17 protein-coding genes are annotated in these 16,370 nt (G+C 46.6%); 4 read left to right on the forward strand and 13 right to left on the reverse strand.

Going from position 1 to position 16,370, the window contains the following annotated elements; all coding sequences use genetic code 11:
• Window positions 1-11 precede the first annotated feature (11 nt).
• Both feoB and RT717_RS26025 read right to left on the reverse strand, forming a co-directional pair.
• Complete coding sequence (gene feoB / locus RT717_RS26020) at window positions 12-2,129, reverse strand: ferrous iron transport protein B (RefSeq protein WP_317489251.1); 2,118 nt, start codon at window positions 2,127-2,129, stop codon at window positions 12-14.
• Between the two features lie 3 nt (window positions 2,130-2,132).
• Window positions 2,133-2,351 (reverse strand): FeoA family protein, encoded by a 219-nt coding sequence (locus tag RT717_RS26025; RefSeq protein WP_151997687.1) that lies wholly within the window; start codon window positions 2,349-2,351, stop codon window positions 2,133-2,135.
• Between the two features lie 84 nt (window positions 2,352-2,435).
• Here RT717_RS26025 and RT717_RS26030 point away from each other — a divergent pair, with 84 nt between their 5' ends.
• The gene (locus tag RT717_RS26030) at window positions 2,436-2,600 is read left to right on the forward strand and encodes a hypothetical protein (RefSeq protein ID WP_317489252.1); all 165 of its coding nucleotides are present in this window, start codon (window positions 2,436-2,438) and stop codon (window positions 2,598-2,600) included.
• A gap of 3 nt (window positions 2,601-2,603) precedes the next feature.
• Here the strand turns inward: RT717_RS26030 and RT717_RS26035 are convergent, their stop codons facing one another.
• The 3 genes from RT717_RS26035 to RT717_RS26045 are packed head-to-tail and all read right to left on the reverse strand — an operon-like array spanning window position 2,604 to window position 6,249.
• Complete coding sequence (locus RT717_RS26035; RefSeq protein WP_317489253.1) at window positions 2,604-5,081, reverse strand: bifunctional UDP-N-acetylmuramoyl-tripeptide:D-alanyl-D-alanine ligase/alanine racemase; 2,478 nt, start codon at window positions 5,079-5,081, stop codon at window positions 2,604-2,606.
• A complete protein-coding gene (locus RT717_RS26040; protein WP_317489254.1) occupies window positions 5,057-5,917 on the reverse strand; it encodes a GNAT family N-acetyltransferase in 861 nt (286 codons plus the stop codon). The genes RT717_RS26035 and RT717_RS26040 overlap by 25 nt, the downstream gene beginning before the upstream one ends.
• Window positions 5,917-6,249 carry a tRNA-binding protein gene (locus tag RT717_RS26045; RefSeq protein WP_317489255.1) on the reverse strand — a complete coding sequence of 111 codons (333 nt, stop codon included), beginning with the start codon at window positions 6,247-6,249 and terminating at the stop codon, window positions 5,917-5,919. The genes RT717_RS26040 and RT717_RS26045 overlap by 1 nt, the downstream gene beginning before the upstream one ends.
• 140 nt (window positions 6,250-6,389) lie before the next feature.
• On the opposite strand from RT717_RS26045, the gene RT717_RS26050 reads away from it, so the two are divergent.
• Entirely contained in the window at window positions 6,390-6,752 is a 363-nt protein-coding gene (locus RT717_RS26050; protein ID WP_317489256.1) for a hypothetical protein, read from the forward strand.
• 45 nt (window positions 6,753-6,797) lie between these two features.
• On the opposite strand, the gene RT717_RS26055 is transcribed toward RT717_RS26050, so the two are convergent.
• From RT717_RS26055 to RT717_RS26075, 5 genes are all read right to left on the reverse strand, one after another.
• Window positions 6,798-7,361 (reverse strand): hypothetical protein, encoded by a 564-nt coding sequence (locus RT717_RS26055; RefSeq protein WP_317489257.1) that lies wholly within the window; start codon window positions 7,359-7,361, stop codon window positions 6,798-6,800.
• 10 nt (window positions 7,362-7,371) lie between these two features.
• Window positions 7,372-9,648, reverse strand: a complete 2,277-nt coding sequence (locus RT717_RS26060) for a TonB-dependent receptor (RefSeq protein WP_317489258.1) — start codon at window positions 9,646-9,648, stop codon at window positions 7,372-7,374.
• A gap of 152 nt (window positions 9,649-9,800) precedes the next feature.
• Entirely contained in the window at window positions 9,801-10,532 is a 732-nt protein-coding gene (locus RT717_RS26065; protein WP_317489259.1) for a 1-(5-phosphoribosyl)-5-[(5-phosphoribosylamino)methylideneamino]imidazole-4-carboxamide isomerase, read from the reverse strand.
• A gap of 153 nt (window positions 10,533-10,685) precedes the next feature.
• Complete coding sequence (locus RT717_RS26070) at window positions 10,686-11,384, reverse strand: response regulator transcription factor (protein ID WP_317489260.1); 699 nt, start codon at window positions 11,382-11,384, stop codon at window positions 10,686-10,688.
• Entirely contained in the window at window positions 11,368-12,999 is a 1,632-nt protein-coding gene (locus tag RT717_RS26075) for a sensor histidine kinase (RefSeq protein ID WP_317489261.1), read from the reverse strand. The genes RT717_RS26070 and RT717_RS26075 overlap by 17 nt, the downstream gene beginning before the upstream one ends.
• A 122-nt stretch (window positions 13,000-13,121) precedes the next feature.
• On the opposite strand from RT717_RS26075, the gene RT717_RS26080 reads away from it, so the two are divergent.
• Window positions 13,122-14,084: a T9SS type A sorting domain-containing protein gene (locus tag RT717_RS26080; protein WP_317489262.1), complete on the forward strand. Its 963-nt coding sequence runs from the start codon at window positions 13,122-13,124 to the stop codon at window positions 14,082-14,084.
• A gap of 11 nt (window positions 14,085-14,095) precedes the next feature.
• Window positions 14,096-14,455 carry a hypothetical protein gene (locus RT717_RS26085; RefSeq protein ID WP_317489263.1) on the forward strand — a complete coding sequence of 120 codons (360 nt, stop codon included), beginning with the start codon at window positions 14,096-14,098 and terminating at the stop codon, window positions 14,453-14,455.
• Here RT717_RS26085 and coaE read toward each other — a convergent pair.
• Genes coaE through yajC form a run of 3 tightly spaced genes read right to left on the reverse strand, consistent with a single transcriptional unit; the run spans window position 14,430 to window position 16,355 of the window.
• Entirely contained in the window at window positions 14,430-15,062 is a 633-nt protein-coding gene (gene coaE / locus RT717_RS26090; protein WP_317489264.1) for a dephospho-CoA kinase, read from the reverse strand. The two genes, RT717_RS26085 and coaE, sit on opposite strands and share 26 nt — an antisense overlap.
• Window positions 15,049-16,008, reverse strand: a complete 960-nt coding sequence (locus RT717_RS26095) for a YbbR-like domain-containing protein (RefSeq protein WP_317489265.1) — start codon at window positions 16,006-16,008, stop codon at window positions 15,049-15,051. Before RT717_RS26095 ends, coaE begins: the two co-directional genes overlap by 14 nt.
• Window positions 16,009-16,034: 26 nt before the next feature.
• The gene (gene yajC, locus RT717_RS26100) at window positions 16,035-16,355 is read right to left on the reverse strand and encodes a preprotein translocase subunit YajC (protein ID WP_317489266.1); all 321 of its coding nucleotides are present in this window, start codon (window positions 16,353-16,355) and stop codon (window positions 16,035-16,037) included.
• Between the last annotated feature and the right edge of the window lie 15 nt (window positions 16,356-16,370).

A 16,370-nucleotide genomic window follows, 5' to 3' on the forward strand; every position in this document is an offset into this window, starting at 1 on the left:
ACGATTTGTTCCTATGATAACAAATTGTATACGGCCAATGCGGACAAATAGGCCAACGCAGACATATAAAATAATTGGATGGCAGGCCATTTCCAGCCTTTGGTCTCCCGATAAACGATGGCGATCGTGCTCATGCACTGCATGGCGAATGCATAAAAGACCAGCAGAGAGAAGGCAACAGCCGTGGTAAACATGGGGCCGCCGGTCTTCGGATTTTTTTCTTTTTCCAGTCTTTGTCTGATGGTTGTATTGTCTTCTCCTGCCGAGCCCACGCTATATATGGTGGCAATTGTTCCTACGAACACTTCCCTGGCAGCAAACGAGGTGATAAGGGCAATGCCAATTTTCCAATCATAGCCCAGGGGAGCAATAACCGGCTCTGTAACCTTGCCAAGGTAACCAGCATAACTGTGCTCAAGCTTATAGGAAGCAACCCTGTCATCCATTTCCTCTTCCGAAAGATTCAGATGAGCGCTCTCTTTTTGTACGGTCTCTTCGGCCTTTGTGAGAGCGTCGCCTGGTCCGTAGGAGGCAAGCACCCATAATACTATAGAAATCGCCAAAATCACCTTCCCCGCCTCGAAGACAAAGGTCTTTACTTTTTCAACGATGGTGATACCCACATTTTTCCATCTCGGCATTCTGTAAATCGGAAGCTCCATGAGAAAGAAGCTGCGTTCTTTCATTTTCATAATGAGCTTCATTACATAGGCGGAGAGCAAAGCGGCAATAAAACCTAGCAGGTACATCCCCATCAGGGCCACTCCCTGCAGACTGAAGAACCCGAGAACTGAGGTAGAAGGCACTACAAGGGCAATCAATATGGTGTAAACCGGCAGCCTTGCCGAACAGCTCATCAGGGGCGTTACCATGATGGTCACGATCCTGTCTTTCCAGTTATCGATGTTTCGGGTGGCCATCACTGCTGGAATAGCACAGGCAACTCCTGAAATCAAGGGAACTACACTTTTTCCATTCAGACCAAACTTTCTCATGATCTTGTCCATGAGAAAAACAGCCCTTGCCATATAGCCTGATTCTTCAAGGATGGCGATGAAGGCAAACAGGAAGGCAATTTGGGGAATAAAGACAACTATGCCGCCAATGCCGGGTAAGATGCCTTCAGTGATTAGTCGGTTGAGAATGCCGTCAGGCAGAACAGACCCTACAAAATCTGACAGCGCAGAAAAAGTCAAGTCAATAAAATCCATCATCGGTTCCGCCCACGCAAAAATTGACTGAAACATCAGGAAAAGCACCAGAAAGAAGATCAGGTAGCCCCATACCTTGTGTGTCAAAACTCTGTCGAGCTTGTTTGAAAACTGGCGTTGCTGCTGAGTAGGCTTTCTGCTGAGCACCTTGGCAAGAATACCATCAATCATTGAGTAGCGCTCAAGCGTTTCATGAGCCTGAATAACCCTCACCTCAAGGTCGTGCTTCTGAATAATGTGCTTGGCAATCGATTCGCCGTCACCGTTGAGGCTGGGCAAAGTGGGGGAGTTGATCAGGTATTGGTATGCCTTGTAGTTGTGATCCAGCTCCAGTTGTTCTTTGGTTTCCTCTATCGCCTCGGGAGCTAACGCCAGCACGTCGTAAAGGGGCGGGGTAACCGGGCCTAGAGGAATAGTTAGTGCATTTTTTAGTCTGTCGAGCCCTGCGCCCGTTCTTGCGTTGATTGAAACAACAGGAACCTCGAGCACCCTGCTCAGAGCGGTGGCGTTAATGTCCAGCCCTTTCTGGCTGGCCACGTCCATCATGTTGAGGGCGAGAATGACCGGAATGCCGAGGTCGTGAACTTCAGTAAAAAGTAAAAGGTTTCTTTTAAGGTTGGAGGCATCGACAATGACTATGACGACATCAGGGTAGTCGGCTGCATTTTCGTTGAGAAGCGTGTCTACCACCACCTGCTCATCCATCGAACGGGGATAAATGCTATAAGTACCTGGTAAATCAAGCACCTCTATCGCCTGACCATTGGGTAGATGTGCCTTGCCTACCCTCTTGTCAACTGTTACTCCGGGGAAATTGCCAATTTTTTGATTGAGACCAGTGAGGTAGTTAAAAAGCGATGATTTGCCCGCATTAGGGTTTCCTACGAGCGCAACTTTAACTTTATGTGAATCAGGCATTCTTTAGAGGAGTGAAATAGTCGATGCCTCGTTCTTTCTCATGGATAGGTTATAGCCAGAAACTTCGATGCAAACCGGATCACCAAAGGGGGCAATAATCTTCATAATAACTTCCGTACCAGGCAAAACACCCATTTCTAATAACTTTATGGAAAGCTCCTGATCAGAAAATCCTGTAACAGTTCCCCTTTCTCCCGGACGCATATCAGCTACTGTTCTCATCCTCTATTCTTATTTAGATTAGTTCAAAATTGCTAAATTTGTTTCGGTTTTCAAACCTGATTCTTGTCATTCATTCAAATTCACATGAAAAAACAAAGAAAAGAGAAATCCGAAGGCCGAAATAAGGAAAACGAAAGGCCAAAAAAGCTGACTTCTGTCAGGCCTGATAAAAATCAGGAGACTGAGGAAGAGAGTAAGTTTGGCGGCATTCCAGAAAGGGATTTTAAGAAAAACCTGGGGTGTGGATAGGCCTTAAAAGCTCAGATATTCTCTCTTTACTCGCTCAGACACAGAAGTGAGGATTTCATAGGGAATCGTGTCTGCCCATTCCGCAACCTGGTTTGCAGATGGGTGCTCACCAAATACTACTACCTCGTCGCCCTCCCGCACATCAACGCCCGTTACGTCCACCATGGTCATGTCCATGCAAACGCTGCCAATGGTAGGCAGCAGTTGCTCGTTAATCAGCACCTTCCCTTTGCCATTTCCCAGCGACCTGGGGTAGCCATCAGCGTAGCCAATAGCAATGGTAGCCACATCGGTGTTCTTATTGGTTTTGCCAGCCCGGCTGTAGCCAACAGTTTGTCCGGCTGCCAGCCTCCTGACTTGAGATACCACGGTTTTTAGCCTTGCCACCACGGTGAGTTGCCCTTGCTCCTCTTCCGTAGGCTCGATGCCATGCAGGCCAATGCCTACTCTTACCATATCAAACTGATACGATTTGAATCGGCTGATACCTGCTGTGTTCACCAGATGGCGGATGGGTTTGTAGCCAAGGTGCCGGGACAACTGTTCGTAGCAATCAAGGAAGGTCCTGGCCTGAACATGAGTGAAGTCGTCAAAGGCGTTGTTTTCGGAGCCAGCGAGGTGAGAAAAAATAGAGGCTACTTTGATAGTTGGATATCGACCGAGCAGCTTCACAACAGCCTCTATTTCGCTGGTAGCGAAGCCGAGCCTGTGCATGCCAGTATCCACTTTAATATGAATAGGGGGAGCTTCACTCTTGCCCTGTGACCACTCGCCATAGTTTTGCAACTGCGAGAGCGAGAAAATTTCTGGTTCCAGGGAATATGCTGGCAGTTTATCAAAGCTTTCTTCAGGTGCATTCATGACCATCACCGGGAGATGAACACCCTGTTCACGTAGTAAAACACCTTCGTCGGGGTAAGCGACAGCCACATAGTCGGCCTTCAGGTATTGAAGTGTTCGCCCTATTTCACCGCTTCCGCTTCCGTAGGCGAATGCTTTCAGCATCACCATGGTTTTCACTCCTGGCTCAAGAATGCTTTTGTAAAACTGAAAATTGTGCTGCAGCGCTTCCAGATTTACCTCCAGCACAGTTCTATGCACTTTGGCTTGTAGCCTCTTCACAATCTCTTCAAACCGGAAACTGCGTGCTCCTTTAATCAGTACTGTTTGCCCGGCGAATTGTTTTTCTTTTATCTGCTCCAGAAACGCTTCCGTGGATACATAAGGCTCACAAGCCATCCTGAAAGCATCCCCATTGGCGGAGATAGTCGGGCCAATGGCCACTAATTTTGAGACACCCTTGCTCACCAGCATGTCGTTCACATGCTTGTACAGCTCCTTTTCATTTTCACCAGCCTGGAGTATGTCAGAAAGAACAACAGAGATTGGCTTGCCGTGGCTATGGGTGATAGCCAGGTCAAGTGCTGCTTCCAATCCTTGAAAATCGTTGTTGTACGAGTCATCGACCAGCCGACTGCCAAAAACTCCTTCTTTCAGCGACAGCCGCATCGGGATGGCAGACAACACTGATACCTGCCGGGCCAGGATGCTCTGATTGATACCCATTTCGAGTGCAGCTACCACGGCATGACAAAGGTTTTCAACCGATTTGTCATCTGTAAAAGGCAGGTCAATCTCAACCTTGCCCATTTCCCATGCTAGCTTCAGTTTGCTTCCAACTGTACTAACGGCATATTTTGCGCCCTTTCCCTGCCCCCAGCCTATTCCGGCTACTCCCGGCAATACATTGCCTGACAGGAACCTGTCTATAGCGAAATGATCTGTGCAGTAAATTAGCTTTTTGCAGCCCTCAAAGAGCTTCATTTTTTCAGCAAGCTTTTGCTCCCGGGATGTGAAAAGTGCGTCGTGAGCGGGCCCAATATTGCTGATGATGCCGATGGTGGGCTGGATAATGTTTTTAAGGCGAGCCATTTCACCTGGTTGTGAGATACCTGCCTCGAAAATTCCAGCTTCGTGGTGGTCGGCCAGCGGCCATACCGACAACGGCACTCCAACTTGCGAATTCCAGCTTTTTGGGCTTTTGACAACGGAAATACTGCTGGCCAGTAGCTGATACAGGTATTCTTTCACAATGGTTTTTCCATTGCTTCCGGTGATAGCTACTACAGGCAGGCTGAACCGCCTTCTGTGGGCAGCTGCCAGCTCCTGCAATGTTTGCAGGGAGTCGCTTGTGAGAAAGAAAGAGGCGTTTTCAAAACGCTCAATATCCTTTGGCAGAGACTCCACCACAAACAGTCTCCAGCCTTTTTGATATGCCTCCCAGAGAAAAGAGTGGCCGTCGTGGTTTGGCCCTTTAATAGCAAAATAAACAGCCCCCTCACCAGAGAATACTTTGCGTGAGTCGAGTGACAGCGACAGGATTGCTGAGGGAGTATCAACACCACTGATTTTGCCTTTACAAAGCTTTGGCAGGTCGGAAAATAGTATGTTTCTCCTCATAGCGTCAACTCCATTTCCCATTGATCTATCTGGTTTTCGAATCCCACGTTCAGCAAAAAACCTGCAATGTCTTTTGCAGCTTCAGGGATGTTAATGGCAGTCAGGTTTTTCTTTCCACTTTGAATATACGCTTCATAAACTAGTCGTGTGCCAATGCCCTTTCTTCTTAAGCTGGCATCAACAGCCATGCGTGTTATCCTTCCGGATTGAGCCTGAAAAATAATGTAACCAACCACTCTGTCGCCATTACGGCACTCCACGAAGGTCTCGGAGGCTGCATTGTATGCCAACTGATCGAACGTGTCAGAAAACGAAGTTTCCACGCTGTCCAGTTGCTGGTATAAATCTTTCCTGCTGAGGGAGCCACAGGCAATCAGAAATTCGTCTTGGTTTAGATTAGAAGGCTCAAGAACCTTGTTAAGCTTATAGCAATTGTAGAAGCCCACTTTCCGGAAACCGATCTCTTCATAAACATTAATGGCGACTTCATTGACAGTAATTACCTCGAGCACACATCTTTTTGCCTGCGTGGCAGCTTTCTCCCGAAACGCCAGATACAATTGTCGGGTCAGGCGGTTGCCTCTGTGCCCGGGAATCACCCCTGTACCGCCATTGTAAATACTGGTAATGTCTTTGTATTCGTTCAGGCTGTGAAATATAAAGCCGACCAGCTTCTGGCCTGAAAACGCCCCAAACGAAAGGTCAAATCTGATATTCAGCTTGCCAAGCATCCTCTTTTTAAAAAGAGAATAGCTAAGCTGCATAGGCACGGGATATTCAGAGAACGCTTCCAAAAACGACCTGTGCATTTGTCTCAGGTCATTGTGCTGGAGCGGGCGAATTTCGTATTGACTCATTAATTCAGCATTGCGCCATTGGGCACTTTTAGTTCGGGAGTGCAAAGTACAATATCACCTGATTCGTTAGCAAACCCGGTAACAAGTACTTCTGACATAAAATTCGCTATTTGCTTGGGAGGGAAGTTGGAAACACACACAATTTGTTTCCCAACCAAATCTTCCGGAGTATAGAGCGCTGTGATTTGAGCGCTGGATTGTTTCACACCTAGCTCTGCGCCAAGGTCGATTTTAAGAATATAGGCAAGTTTTCGTGCCTTTGGAAATGGCAACACTTCCACAATGGTTCCAACTCTTATGTCTACCTTTTTAAAGTCACTCCAGTCAATCATGGTTTAGTAAATTATACGAAAGTCAAAAAAAATATGTTAAATCTAATATTAAGGGATGAAAGGTAAATGTTAGATGCACGCATTAGGAATCTTAAACAAAATTTTAGTATCTTGGTTTCCCTTTCAGGTCTAAAGCACATATGATTTATACCAAGAATATTTTCAGATCACTACTACTTGCGGGCTGTATCTGCCTGCTTCCTTCTTTGGCGTCAGCATCTGTAGAAGATGGGAGCGAAGACAAGTCAAAAGACAATAAGGAGCAGTGCGATCAGGAAGATAAGGACAAGAAAGCAGCAGAGGCTGCTGTGGTGAAGGAAAAGCCAAAGGCTGTTAATTATACTGCTTCAAGTCAGAAGAGTCGTGAAATTGTGCCAGGTTTGAGCAACAAAGCTGATTCGTCTTCGGTGCTTTCTTATAACTTCATATTCTATCTGGTGTACAAGTTTAAGTACTCAGAATCGGAAGAAGAGTTTTCTCAGGAATCGAGAACTACAGACTAAAAATATAAAGGGCTTTTCAGCCCTTTTTTTATTCCCGGAACCGCCTTATTGGATAGTGACATTGAAAGGAGGTGCTGTTTCAACGTCCGTTTCGCCTGCCGCATTGGTAGCATCGCCATCCCTTACACCCGCCGCAGTTTTATTGGGTTCGTGTCTCAAAATCACAGTCAGCGTCCCTGAACCGGCCACTCCCGCAACAAAAGTATTCTGCAAACCAATCGGATATCCGTCAGCATCCTGATCGTCGTATGTTGTTGTTAACTCAAGGCCATCGCCCGTGATAAAAAAGAACTGATGCTCGGTTCCTTCCTCACTCACCTCAGCTGAAATGTCGTCAGCGGGTGTGGTTGATTCATTGAGTAATTCTACGGACACAGCATAAGTTTTCCCAGCCTCCAGCGAGATGTCGTCCACTGTTGGCAGGTTGGCTCCGTCTCCATCGGCATCTTTCCATTCCGCCACGAAAGAGTTAGAACCCTCCGTAAATGTGAGCTTAACAGTGGTGATAAGCTCTTCTTCATTCTCAATAACCGGATCAGCGTCATCGTTACAAGAACCTAAAAGCAACAGTGTTGCAAAAAGAAAGCTCGAAGCAAATAGTGTTTTCATCGTTGTTAAATTAAAATTTATAGTTAAACCTGATAGTGACTGTTCTTCCCAGTTCGTCGGCATAGTACCTGAACCGGTTTAGGTATTCTCTGTACGAAGTATCGAGGAGGTTGGTGCCCTCAAGGTAAATTTCGTAGTCATTGCCAAAAAGCTGGGATCCGTAGCCCACGTTGAGGCCAAGCAGCTGATATCCTTTTGGCGGATCTACATAATCGACCCCGACTGGATAGCGGTTTTGTCTGCGCACAAGGCTATGCGAGGCTGAAACAAAAAATGTCTTCTTAGACTGGAATGGATAGCTCCAGGTGACACTGTTTTGGATACGGTCTCCGGGCATAAAGATGAGATAATCATCTTTCAAAACGTCTTTAGCACGGATAATGGAACCCTTGAGGTTGTATTGCCATTGCTTGCTCACTAGAGCCAACACAGAAATGTCTGTCCCTGCCATAAAGGCGTCCGTTTGCACGTAAGAGTATACGGGAAAAGCTCCCCGGATAGTCAGCCGTGGTTCCGGCTGTGGCTGTAGATAGATGTAATTGTCAATCTTTTGTGCATACATCGCCACCTCGGCTGACCAAATGCCTTTGCGAATCAGTAGCTGGTTGACCCACTTTAACGCCTGCTCAGTGCCAAGTTCTGTATTGCCTTCCTCTATGGTGGCTGCTCCATGGTGAAGTCCCTGGCTGTAGAGTTCACTCACATTCGGTGGCCGCCAGGCTGTGCCAAGGTTGGAGGTAACCTTCCATCCATCTGCTGGCTTTAGCACTAAGCCTACTGATCCTGAGAAGTTGTTGAAATTGTATTTAGGTCTTATTACTTCGTTGTTCTCGTCAAAAGTAAATACCTGAAAAGCTCTATTGTCAAACCTTAGCCCGGCCTCTATCTCCCAGCGATCGTCCATCCACCTTTCGATGACAAACATCCCTGACGTGGCACTGTTGTAGTTGGGGATCAACGGCTTGATGCCAGTGCCAGGCACATTCCTGTTTTCCTGGTATATAAAGCTTCCACCGATTTGCCCTCTAAGCTTTTGCCACGTACGTTGTTCCCAAATAAGGTCGGTTGAGTGGGTAAGCAGGTCCATGTGCAAAGCGGGCGTTTCTCCCCTTCCTCCACGCCTGATGTCAAACTCCTTACGAATATTTCTTTGGTAGCCGTACACAAGTTTGATATCACCCAGACGACCTTTCTTTCCAAGAGTTGCCTTTGCCAAATCGTGACTTATCTCCTGCCTTGGGTTGTCGATTTTGTAGGAAAAGTCTTCTACAATGAGCGGTCTATCGCTTTCAAAGGCCGCCTGAAGATCGGTTAGGTTGCCAATGTGAGCGCTTCGTAAAATACCAAGCTCAGTGGTAAACTTGCTGTAATAGGCCTCCGCCAACCAGTCGTTCTTTTTGTATCCAATGGCTCCTGAAAAATCCGCCTCTTTTAAACCAGTATTGGTGAGCATGTAGTCGGGTGCTTTGAAGTCGCCGGCACGACGCCCCGTCGCCTGTAGCCTCCATGCCACCGATTCAGCTTTGCCCAGCCCCCCCTGAAAGGTTGTCGACGCCGACCCCATTCTCCCATTGTCGGCAGCCATCAGCCTGAGGTTACCGTGGAGGTGCTTATGCTCATAGGGCAAAGCCGGTGGTTCCACCACCACAATGCCGCCAATAGCTTCCGGCCCGTAACGAACGGCGGCGGCGCCCTTTACCACCGAAATTTGTGTGGCCATCATTGGGTCTATTTCAGGAGCGTGCTCAGTTCCCCATTGTTGACCTTCCTGCCGAAGGCCATTGTTGAGGATGAGGATTCTGTTGCTGTGGAGCCCGTTAATGATTGGCTTGGAAATGGTTGGGCCTGTTTTGAGACTTGAGACTCCAGGGAGCTCCTGCAAGCTTTCTCCCAATGATTTTCCGCTGGCTCTGGCCAACTGGGTTTCGGATAGCGTTACTTCTGACTGTGTTTTGTCAGGCGAAATAGCTTCACCCTGCACGGTTACCTCGTCTATCAACATGTCATCTTCCTCCATCAAAACGAAAAGTTCGTTCTGTAGCGGAAGAGTGATGGTCAGGTGTTTTTCTTTATAGCCAAGGTAATGAATGTCAGCGGTGAAGATACCTGCGCATAGCCCTTGTATATTGAACCTTCCCTTTTCGTCAGTGGTAGTTCCTTTTTCGGGGCCTACTAACCAAATAGCAGCTATGGGTAGCGCCTCTTTGGTTGTCATGTCGATGACCGTTCCCTGCAAAGTTAGGTTACAGGGCTGGCCTTGAGCGAAAACGACGCTCGCCTTTGCCATAAACAACACACATGTAAACGCTACGATTTTCTTGCTCAAGCCAGTCGAATCAAACTCTGTAAAGAACAAAAGTAGGGCGAGGGAATACTAAATGCAACAATGTTGCAAAAAACAAATTCGCTATTCTTTGAATGGTAAAGCCTGGTAGTTTTTCAGACACTCTTTACCACCAGGCTTTCAATGTCTTTTAGTGTGATTTTGCCTTCATAGTAGGCTTTCCCGAATATGACACCATAAACACCGATGTCGGCCAGGCGCTTGATGTCATCAACATTGCGAACGCCGCCGCTGGCAAATATGTGGAGGTTGGGGAAGCGGGCTACCAGTTGCTCAAACAGGTCGAAAGACGGGCCTTCAAGTACCCCATCTCTTGAAATGTCGGTAGTTTTAAGGTATTTGAGGCCGTTTTGATAAAAGAAGTCAATATGCTCAAACAGGTCTATGCTGGTATCTTTCAGCCAGCCGCCTACCCGAATCTGCCCATTGAGCGAGTCGGCCCCAAGCGCAATCTTATTTCTGCCATAGGACATCAGCCATGAGGTGAAAAGCTCTGGCTTGTAAACGGCCATAGTGGCGGAAGTAATGCTGTCTGCACCGAATTCAATTAGCTTTAAAATATCACCATCAGTGTGAACGCCACCAGCGTAGTTAATTTTAAGATTGGTGTGGCCGGCCATGGCTTCCAGTACATGGTAGTTGACGGGGCTGCCTTTTTTTGACCCCTCAAGATCAACCAGGTACACCCTTTCGATGCCATGTTGTTCAAACTGCATTGCAACATCCAAAGGAGGCTCATCATAAATGGTCTCACTGGAAAAGTCTCCTTTAGTAAGGCGCACTGACTTTCCCTTCATCACTGTTATGGATGGTACAAGTTGTATCATATATATAAATTGTTGAGCCCGTGAAAATAGTAAACTTTAGTGGTAGAGACCCTCGCCTTTAATTATATTTTCCAGAATTCGGTCAGGGATTAAAGCTACCAGAAATGTTTGTTTAGCGGGGCCGCAATACAAACTGAACAGAAAATACAAAATCTATTTGAGCTCCACAAGCTTGAAGCCCTGGCCATGCACGGTAAGAATTTTGAGGCGTTCGTCTTCTTTCAGGTATTTGCGAAGCTTCGCAATGTATACATCCATACTTCTGGCGTTAAAATAGCTGTCGTCGTGCCATATTTTCATGAGCGCCTCTGCCCTGTCAACCGTTTTGTTGAGGTTTTGGCAGAAGAGAAGAAGAAGGGCATTTTCCTTTGAAGTAAGCTTGATTTCTTGGCTGGGGCTTTTCAGCAAATTAAGGTGGGCGTCAAAATATAAGCTGCCAATTTCGAACTGAAGGTTCGTTTCCTCACCATTACCATGCACATGAGTCCTTCTAAAGATCGCCTTCATTCGAAGAAGTAGCTCTTCCATTGAAAACGGCTTTGTTAAATAATCGTCTGCACCAATCTTCAGGCCTTCGATGGTATCATCTTTCATCGATTTGGCCGTTAAAAAGATAATGGGAATGGTTTTGCTTTTCTCTCGTATTTCTCTGGCAAGGGTAAACCCGTCCTTCTTAGGCATCATCACATCGAGAATGCACATATCGAAGCTATTGCGGGCAAAGGTGGTAAACCCCGCCTCCCCATCGGTGCAGAGGGTAGGTTCGTAGCCCTTTACCTCCAGATATTCTCTTAGGATCTGGCCCAAATTCGGATCATCTTCAACGATTAATAATTTAGGCTTCACTTCCATAGGGTAGATGTATTTCGAATGTACTTCCTTTTTTTAGCTCACTTTTTACTTCGATTGTGCCTCCATGCGCTTCTACCATAGTTTTCACGTAAGCAAGGCCAAGCCCAAAACCTTTAACGTCGTGCAGGTTGCCTGTAGGCACCCGGTAGAACCGGTCAAATATCTTCTGAGCAGACTCTTTGCTCATCCCCAGCCCATGGTCTTCCACCGTGATGGCAACCCCATTTTTGCTATTAGAAGTTTTAACCAGAATTTCGGGGTCTTCGGGCGAATACTTATTGGCGTTGTCGAGCAGGTTATGTATGATATTAGTTAAGTGCATTTGGTCCACGAGTATTTTGGCCGGATTGGCTTTCATCTCGGTGGTGATTGTTCCGTTTCTTTTTTGCACCTGAAGAGCCACATTGTCAATGGCATTTTCGATAAGGTCATTGATGTCCACGCTCTCCAGTTTAAGTTTGAAATCTTTTCGGTCGAGTGCGGCCATTTGGAGCACTTTTTCTACCTGAAGGCCGAGGCGTTTGTTCTCTTCAGAAATAATTTTCAGGTAACGTTTTTGAAAGGTTGGCTGAACGGCCACCTGCTCATCCTGCAGGGCTTCGCAAGCCAGGGCGACCGTTGAGATAGGCGTTTTGAACTCGTGGGTCATGTTGTTAATGAAGTCGTTTTTTATCTCCGATATTTTCTTTTGCTTGATGATGGTTTGCACGGCATAGCCAAAGCAAAAAATGATGGTGACCAGAAGCACCGCTGAGGAGGCCATGCTGGTCCAAATCTTCTGAAGTAAAAACGATTTTTGATTGGGGAAGCTTATCAGAAGGGTACTGCCCTCACCCAGCAAGTCGTTGGGGAAGAGGCTGGCCCTGAATTCCGTGTGCCGCCTTGTTTTTGGTTGATAGTTGGTAGAGGCCAAAACAATCTTGCCTGACTCCTCATCAACAATGCTGTAGTCGTACTCGGTGTTAATACCTTTATTTTCAAGCTCCGAAATCAGCAGAGAATCAAGCTGATGTGGGTCGATCCTATTGGAGATGGTGGGTTTCTCAAAAAGCAGCTCGTGCAGCGCCACCTGGATCATTTCAGTTTTTTGAGCTGCTTTTTGTATGGTTTTCTTGTACTGCCCAACGGCAAAATGCGTAGAGTCGCCGATTTCTGAAGTAAATGTGAAGCCACTGAATCCGTCGCCGGGTGATGATGGCACTACAAGAACAGACGTGTCCTGAACGACATAGATATTATCTCCTTCATTTGATTCGAATTGGTACTGCACACTATAAGGGAGCTTTTTTACCTTTTGAGAAGCTTCAACCGGTTCTTCTCCACTCTTCACCTCCCATTTTTTATAGGTGCTCTCAATATACCTGACATTGCCCGGGGCCATGGGTGTGACACTTCTGAACTTGATATTGGAATTGAAATTGTCGAAAGCCACCAGCATGGCCTCTTGTCTTTCCAGCTTGTCCACGGCGTTGGTCAGGGCGGTTTGCACGTCCTTTCTGAAGCGCTCCTGATTCACCTCTATCACAGCATCAATCCAGTAAAGCTGGAAGGCTACCAGCCCAATAAGGGCTACGCTCATTAGCGCTATGATCCAACGAAGGGTGTTCTTACTCATGCTCCAAATTTACGCTCAAGATACCTAACTGGTTCGCTTTTAACCTTTTTTAACAACAATTAACCATGCTTTAACATCCCCGCTTTACTCATCGGAGTACATTTGGTTAAACACTACGAACTATGAAAACTATGACAGTAACAAAAAGAATAAGGCTTTTGCTCCCGGTCTTCGTATTGTTGGCTGGTGGAGCTCTGGCCCAAAAGCAAACCACTATTGAACAGGCAAAAGACAAAAGTATCCATGTGGAGTTGCGGACTGATGAAGACGGAAGCACCAAGACTTTCAAGAAGGAATATAAGACCAGAGAGGAGATGCTGGCCGACGACGAACTCAAGGCTTTTCTGGATGAGAATAAGCTGGATGTGCACTTTTACGACAATGATAAAGAAGAAGGCTTACATACCATCATTCTGGATCAGTCTCAGTCTCCGGGTGTAAAAGAGCGAATACACATTCTCTCGGACTCCGACTCACTAAAGTCTTTCTTTTTCAATGGCTCGGGAACATTTCAGTTCAATGGGACGGATGGAGCGCAATCATATGTTTTTAGGGCACCAGAAGACTCTGATGATGCTGTTTGGATGTTTGGAGGGATGGATAGCCTCTTCAGTACGAAGTTAACCCCATTTGATATCGACTCGCTGAGGGAAGTTTTCGGGCAGCGGTTCGAAATGGGTGGTAGCAATGGTTACTTCTTCGAATGGGATAGTGAAGACGGCGATAAGCATGGGTCGACAATAGTGCTGCGAAAGAAAATAACCATCTCAAAAATAGAGGACAACGAAGCTTCGCTTGATCAGCTTCCGGCCAAAAAAATGGAAAAGCTTGAACCGCTGGACCTGGCCTATTACCCCAACCCGAATAATGGCAGGTTCACGCTAAATATGTCACTCAAATCAACTGATCCGCTACAGGTGTCTATTGTTGACCTAAGCGGGAAAACGATTTATGAAGAGGAAATTAAAACATTTGATGGCAGGTACTCGAAGGAGTTTAACCTCACTGACCAGCCAGCGGGCATTTATCTGCTTCAGGTGTTGCAGGGAAAAAGCAGGCTTGTTAGAAAAATAATGATCAATTAATAATTGCACGTATGTTTCAGAGAAAGGCACCGGGGCATTGCTTCGGTGTTTTTTATTTGGCGAAGTCCATTTCACTTTACCCGATTTTTTGTGATATTCAGGCATCTGTAAATCGAATAACTGGTTTGAAAAGCTTCGATCAATTGTCACTCAATCAAAAAATCAACAAGTTGTATGTTGAGGGAGAATTCCTGTTTGCGATCAGGTACTACGGACATAAAGTAAATCTCTATCAACTGGGTTCACAGCTTTTTGAGGTCTTCTACAACCACAAGTATGACAGAATTGACAAGATCGAACCCTTTGACGATAAAAGTACCAGAATAAAGTTCTACGCAGACCAGATCAAGCTTCCTTTGCAGCTTTTTTAGCGGCAGCGGTCAGTAGCGCTTCGTGTAGTGCCACTACTTCAGGCACCAAAAGTTCCTGCTCGTTATTGTTGAGTACATAGTCGGCCAGCTTTTTTTTCTCCTCGTCTTTGAGCTGATTCCCGATGATGTCCCTCACCTGCTTTTCGTTGCGCTGGGGATCACGGGCCAGCACCCGACGAACTCTGAGTTCTTCCGGTGCTGTGACAAGCAGGACACTGTCCAGCGAGTTGTTTGACCCGGTTTCAAACAACAATGCCGCTTCTTTGATGACGTAGGGCTGATTACTTTGAACGGCTACCCAGGAAGCAAAATCACGCCCGACAGCAGGATGTACCAGGCTATTGAGCTTTTGTAATTTGGAAGGATTTGAGAAAACTTCCTTTGCCAGAAAGCTTCTGTTGAGGTTTTGACCGTCCGAATACGCCTCTTCTCCGAAAGCCGCCTTTATTTCCTCAACAAGCGCTTTGTCTTCTACCATTAGCGACTTGGCTCTGTTGTCGGAGTTATAGACCGGCACGCCAAGCACCGCAAATATTTTGCACACGGTGGACTTGCCGGAGCCAATGCCTCCGGTGACGCCAACAAGCGTGGGTTTACTGGTTGGCATGGCCGACCTTAAGTTTTTCAGGGAGCAGCTGAAGCTCGAGCACCTCCGAAGGCCTGAACAAGACAACAGGGGTGATGGTAGAGTCTTCGCTGTTGTACATTTTGAAATCGGCAGCAATGGAAAATGCTGAATCACTGACCTGGCTGGCCAGATCGCCCTTGATGGTGTAAAAGACGTACGTGGTGGTGTCAGCCAGAAAAGGCACTTTGCCCCGGTACCTGTTTGGGAAGTTAACCGGCTGAATTTCTACTAGCAGGGAGTCTCTTATGAATTCTTCGGCTCTGAACTTAACAGTCACTGACTTGGGCGTCGAACTCATCAGTCGATTGTCAGTCAGGGGCACGGCCAGCGACCGCTCAAAATCACCAGCGATGTCGCTGCGGTCAAACTCAAGTAGCCAGGTAGACGGAAAACGGTTCATAAGGCTTGATGGGCCTTCTATCAGCACACTGTCTGGTTCGTAAGTAATTGCGCTTGTGAGTCGGTAGTTTGTTGCAAGGGGAATGGTCAGGCTATCCACCACGGCCATTACCATTTTCTGAATTTTGGGCTCGACAGAAATAAAAAGTGTGTCTGTCACCACCCTGTTCAGGTCAATGTCTGTCAGCTGGTCTTTTATGATGTCGTAGAGGGAGTTTCTGGTGAGAAACTTTATTTCGGTGGGGTTGTCGAGTTGAATAATCAACGGGTCAACGTTGAACCAAAAGGTTTTGCGCAAGAGGTTCCAGCCCCCGCTGGCCACGTCAATACGTACTTCATCCGGAAGCGGCTTAACAATTACGACGCTGTCACGTGGAAAATCAAAAGCAATAGGGTAGCTGAGCCTGGCCTCGTAGTTTTTGTTGAGGGAGTTAAAAAACCAAAAGGTAGTAGCGGCTAAAACTGCCAATACTACTACCTTCCAATTTTCTCCAATCTTAAATGTAAAGATTTTTTTGTTTGCCATTCTAGCAGGCAATATTTGAGGTTTCCTTATGAGGCTGCTGCTGTCGGCGTCGCATATTTTTTGCTGGCATCCAGCGAAATAGCAGCCTTTTCGAATTTAATTTTCAGCCCCTTGTCAACCTCAAGAACAACCGTGTCGTCTTCCACTGCAGCAATCTTTCCGTGGATTCCCCCGGTGGTTACAACAGTGTCACCTTTCTTTATTTCATCGATAAACTTGCGTTGCTCTTTCTGCTTTTTTTGTTGAGGCCTGATGAAAAAAAGCCAAAATATCAGGATCATGCCACCCAGCATAACAAACTGCATGTAGCCCCCACCTGAACTTGCCTGTGCTAAAATCAAATGCATTCTTATGTGATTGTT

Origin of the sequence: Imperialibacter roseus (assembly GCF_032999765.1) — a bacterium.
Taxonomy (GTDB): domain Bacteria; phylum Bacteroidota; class Bacteroidia; order Cytophagales; family Cyclobacteriaceae; genus Imperialibacter; species Imperialibacter roseus.

Coding starts and splice junctions, on each gene's coding strand:
- feoB (WP_317489251.1), bottom strand. CDS start 2,129: ATGCCTGATTCACATAAAGTTAAAGTTGCGCTCGTAGGAAACCCTAAT.
- RT717_RS26025 (WP_151997687.1), bottom strand. CDS start 2,351: ATGAGAACAGTAGCTGATATGCGTCCGGGAGAAAGGGGAACTGTTACA.
- RT717_RS26030 (WP_317489252.1), top strand. CDS start 2,436: ATGAAAAAACAAAGAAAAGAGAAATCCGAAGGCCGAAATAAGGAAAAC.
- RT717_RS26035 (WP_317489253.1), bottom strand. CDS start 5,081: ATGGGAAATGGAGTTGACGCTATGAGGAGAAACATACTATTTTCCGAC.
- RT717_RS26040 (WP_317489254.1), bottom strand. CDS start 5,917: ATGAGTCAATACGAAATTCGCCCGCTCCAGCACAATGACCTGAGACAA.
- RT717_RS26045 (WP_317489255.1), bottom strand. CDS start 6,249: ATGATTGACTGGAGTGACTTTAAAAAGGTAGACATAAGAGTTGGAACC.
- RT717_RS26050 (WP_317489256.1), top strand. CDS start 6,390: ATGATTTATACCAAGAATATTTTCAGATCACTACTACTTGCGGGCTGT.
- RT717_RS26055 (WP_317489257.1), bottom strand. CDS start 7,361: ATGAAAACACTATTTGCTTCGAGCTTTCTTTTTGCAACACTGTTGCTT.
- RT717_RS26060 (WP_317489258.1), bottom strand. CDS start 9,648: ATGGCAAAGGCGAGCGTCGTTTTCGCTCAAGGCCAGCCCTGTAACCTA.
- RT717_RS26065 (WP_317489259.1), bottom strand. CDS start 10,532: ATGATACAACTTGTACCATCCATAACAGTGATGAAGGGAAAGTCAGTG.
- RT717_RS26070 (WP_317489260.1), bottom strand. CDS start 11,384: ATGGAAGTGAAGCCTAAATTATTAATCGTTGAAGATGATCCGAATTTG.
- RT717_RS26075 (WP_317489261.1), bottom strand. CDS start 12,999: ATGAGTAAGAACACCCTTCGTTGGATCATAGCGCTAATGAGCGTAGCC.
- RT717_RS26080 (WP_317489262.1), top strand. CDS start 13,122: ATGAAAACTATGACAGTAACAAAAAGAATAAGGCTTTTGCTCCCGGTC.
- RT717_RS26085 (WP_317489263.1), top strand. CDS start 14,096: ATGTTTCAGAGAAAGGCACCGGGGCATTGCTTCGGTGTTTTTTATTTG.
- coaE (WP_317489264.1), bottom strand. CDS start 15,062: ATGCCAACCAGTAAACCCACGCTTGTTGGCGTCACCGGAGGCATTGGC.
- RT717_RS26095 (WP_317489265.1), bottom strand. CDS start 16,008: ATGGCAAACAAAAAAATCTTTACATTTAAGATTGGAGAAAATTGGAAG.
- yajC (WP_317489266.1), bottom strand. CDS start 16,355: ATGCATTTGATTTTAGCACAGGCAAGTTCAGGTGGGGGCTACATGCAG.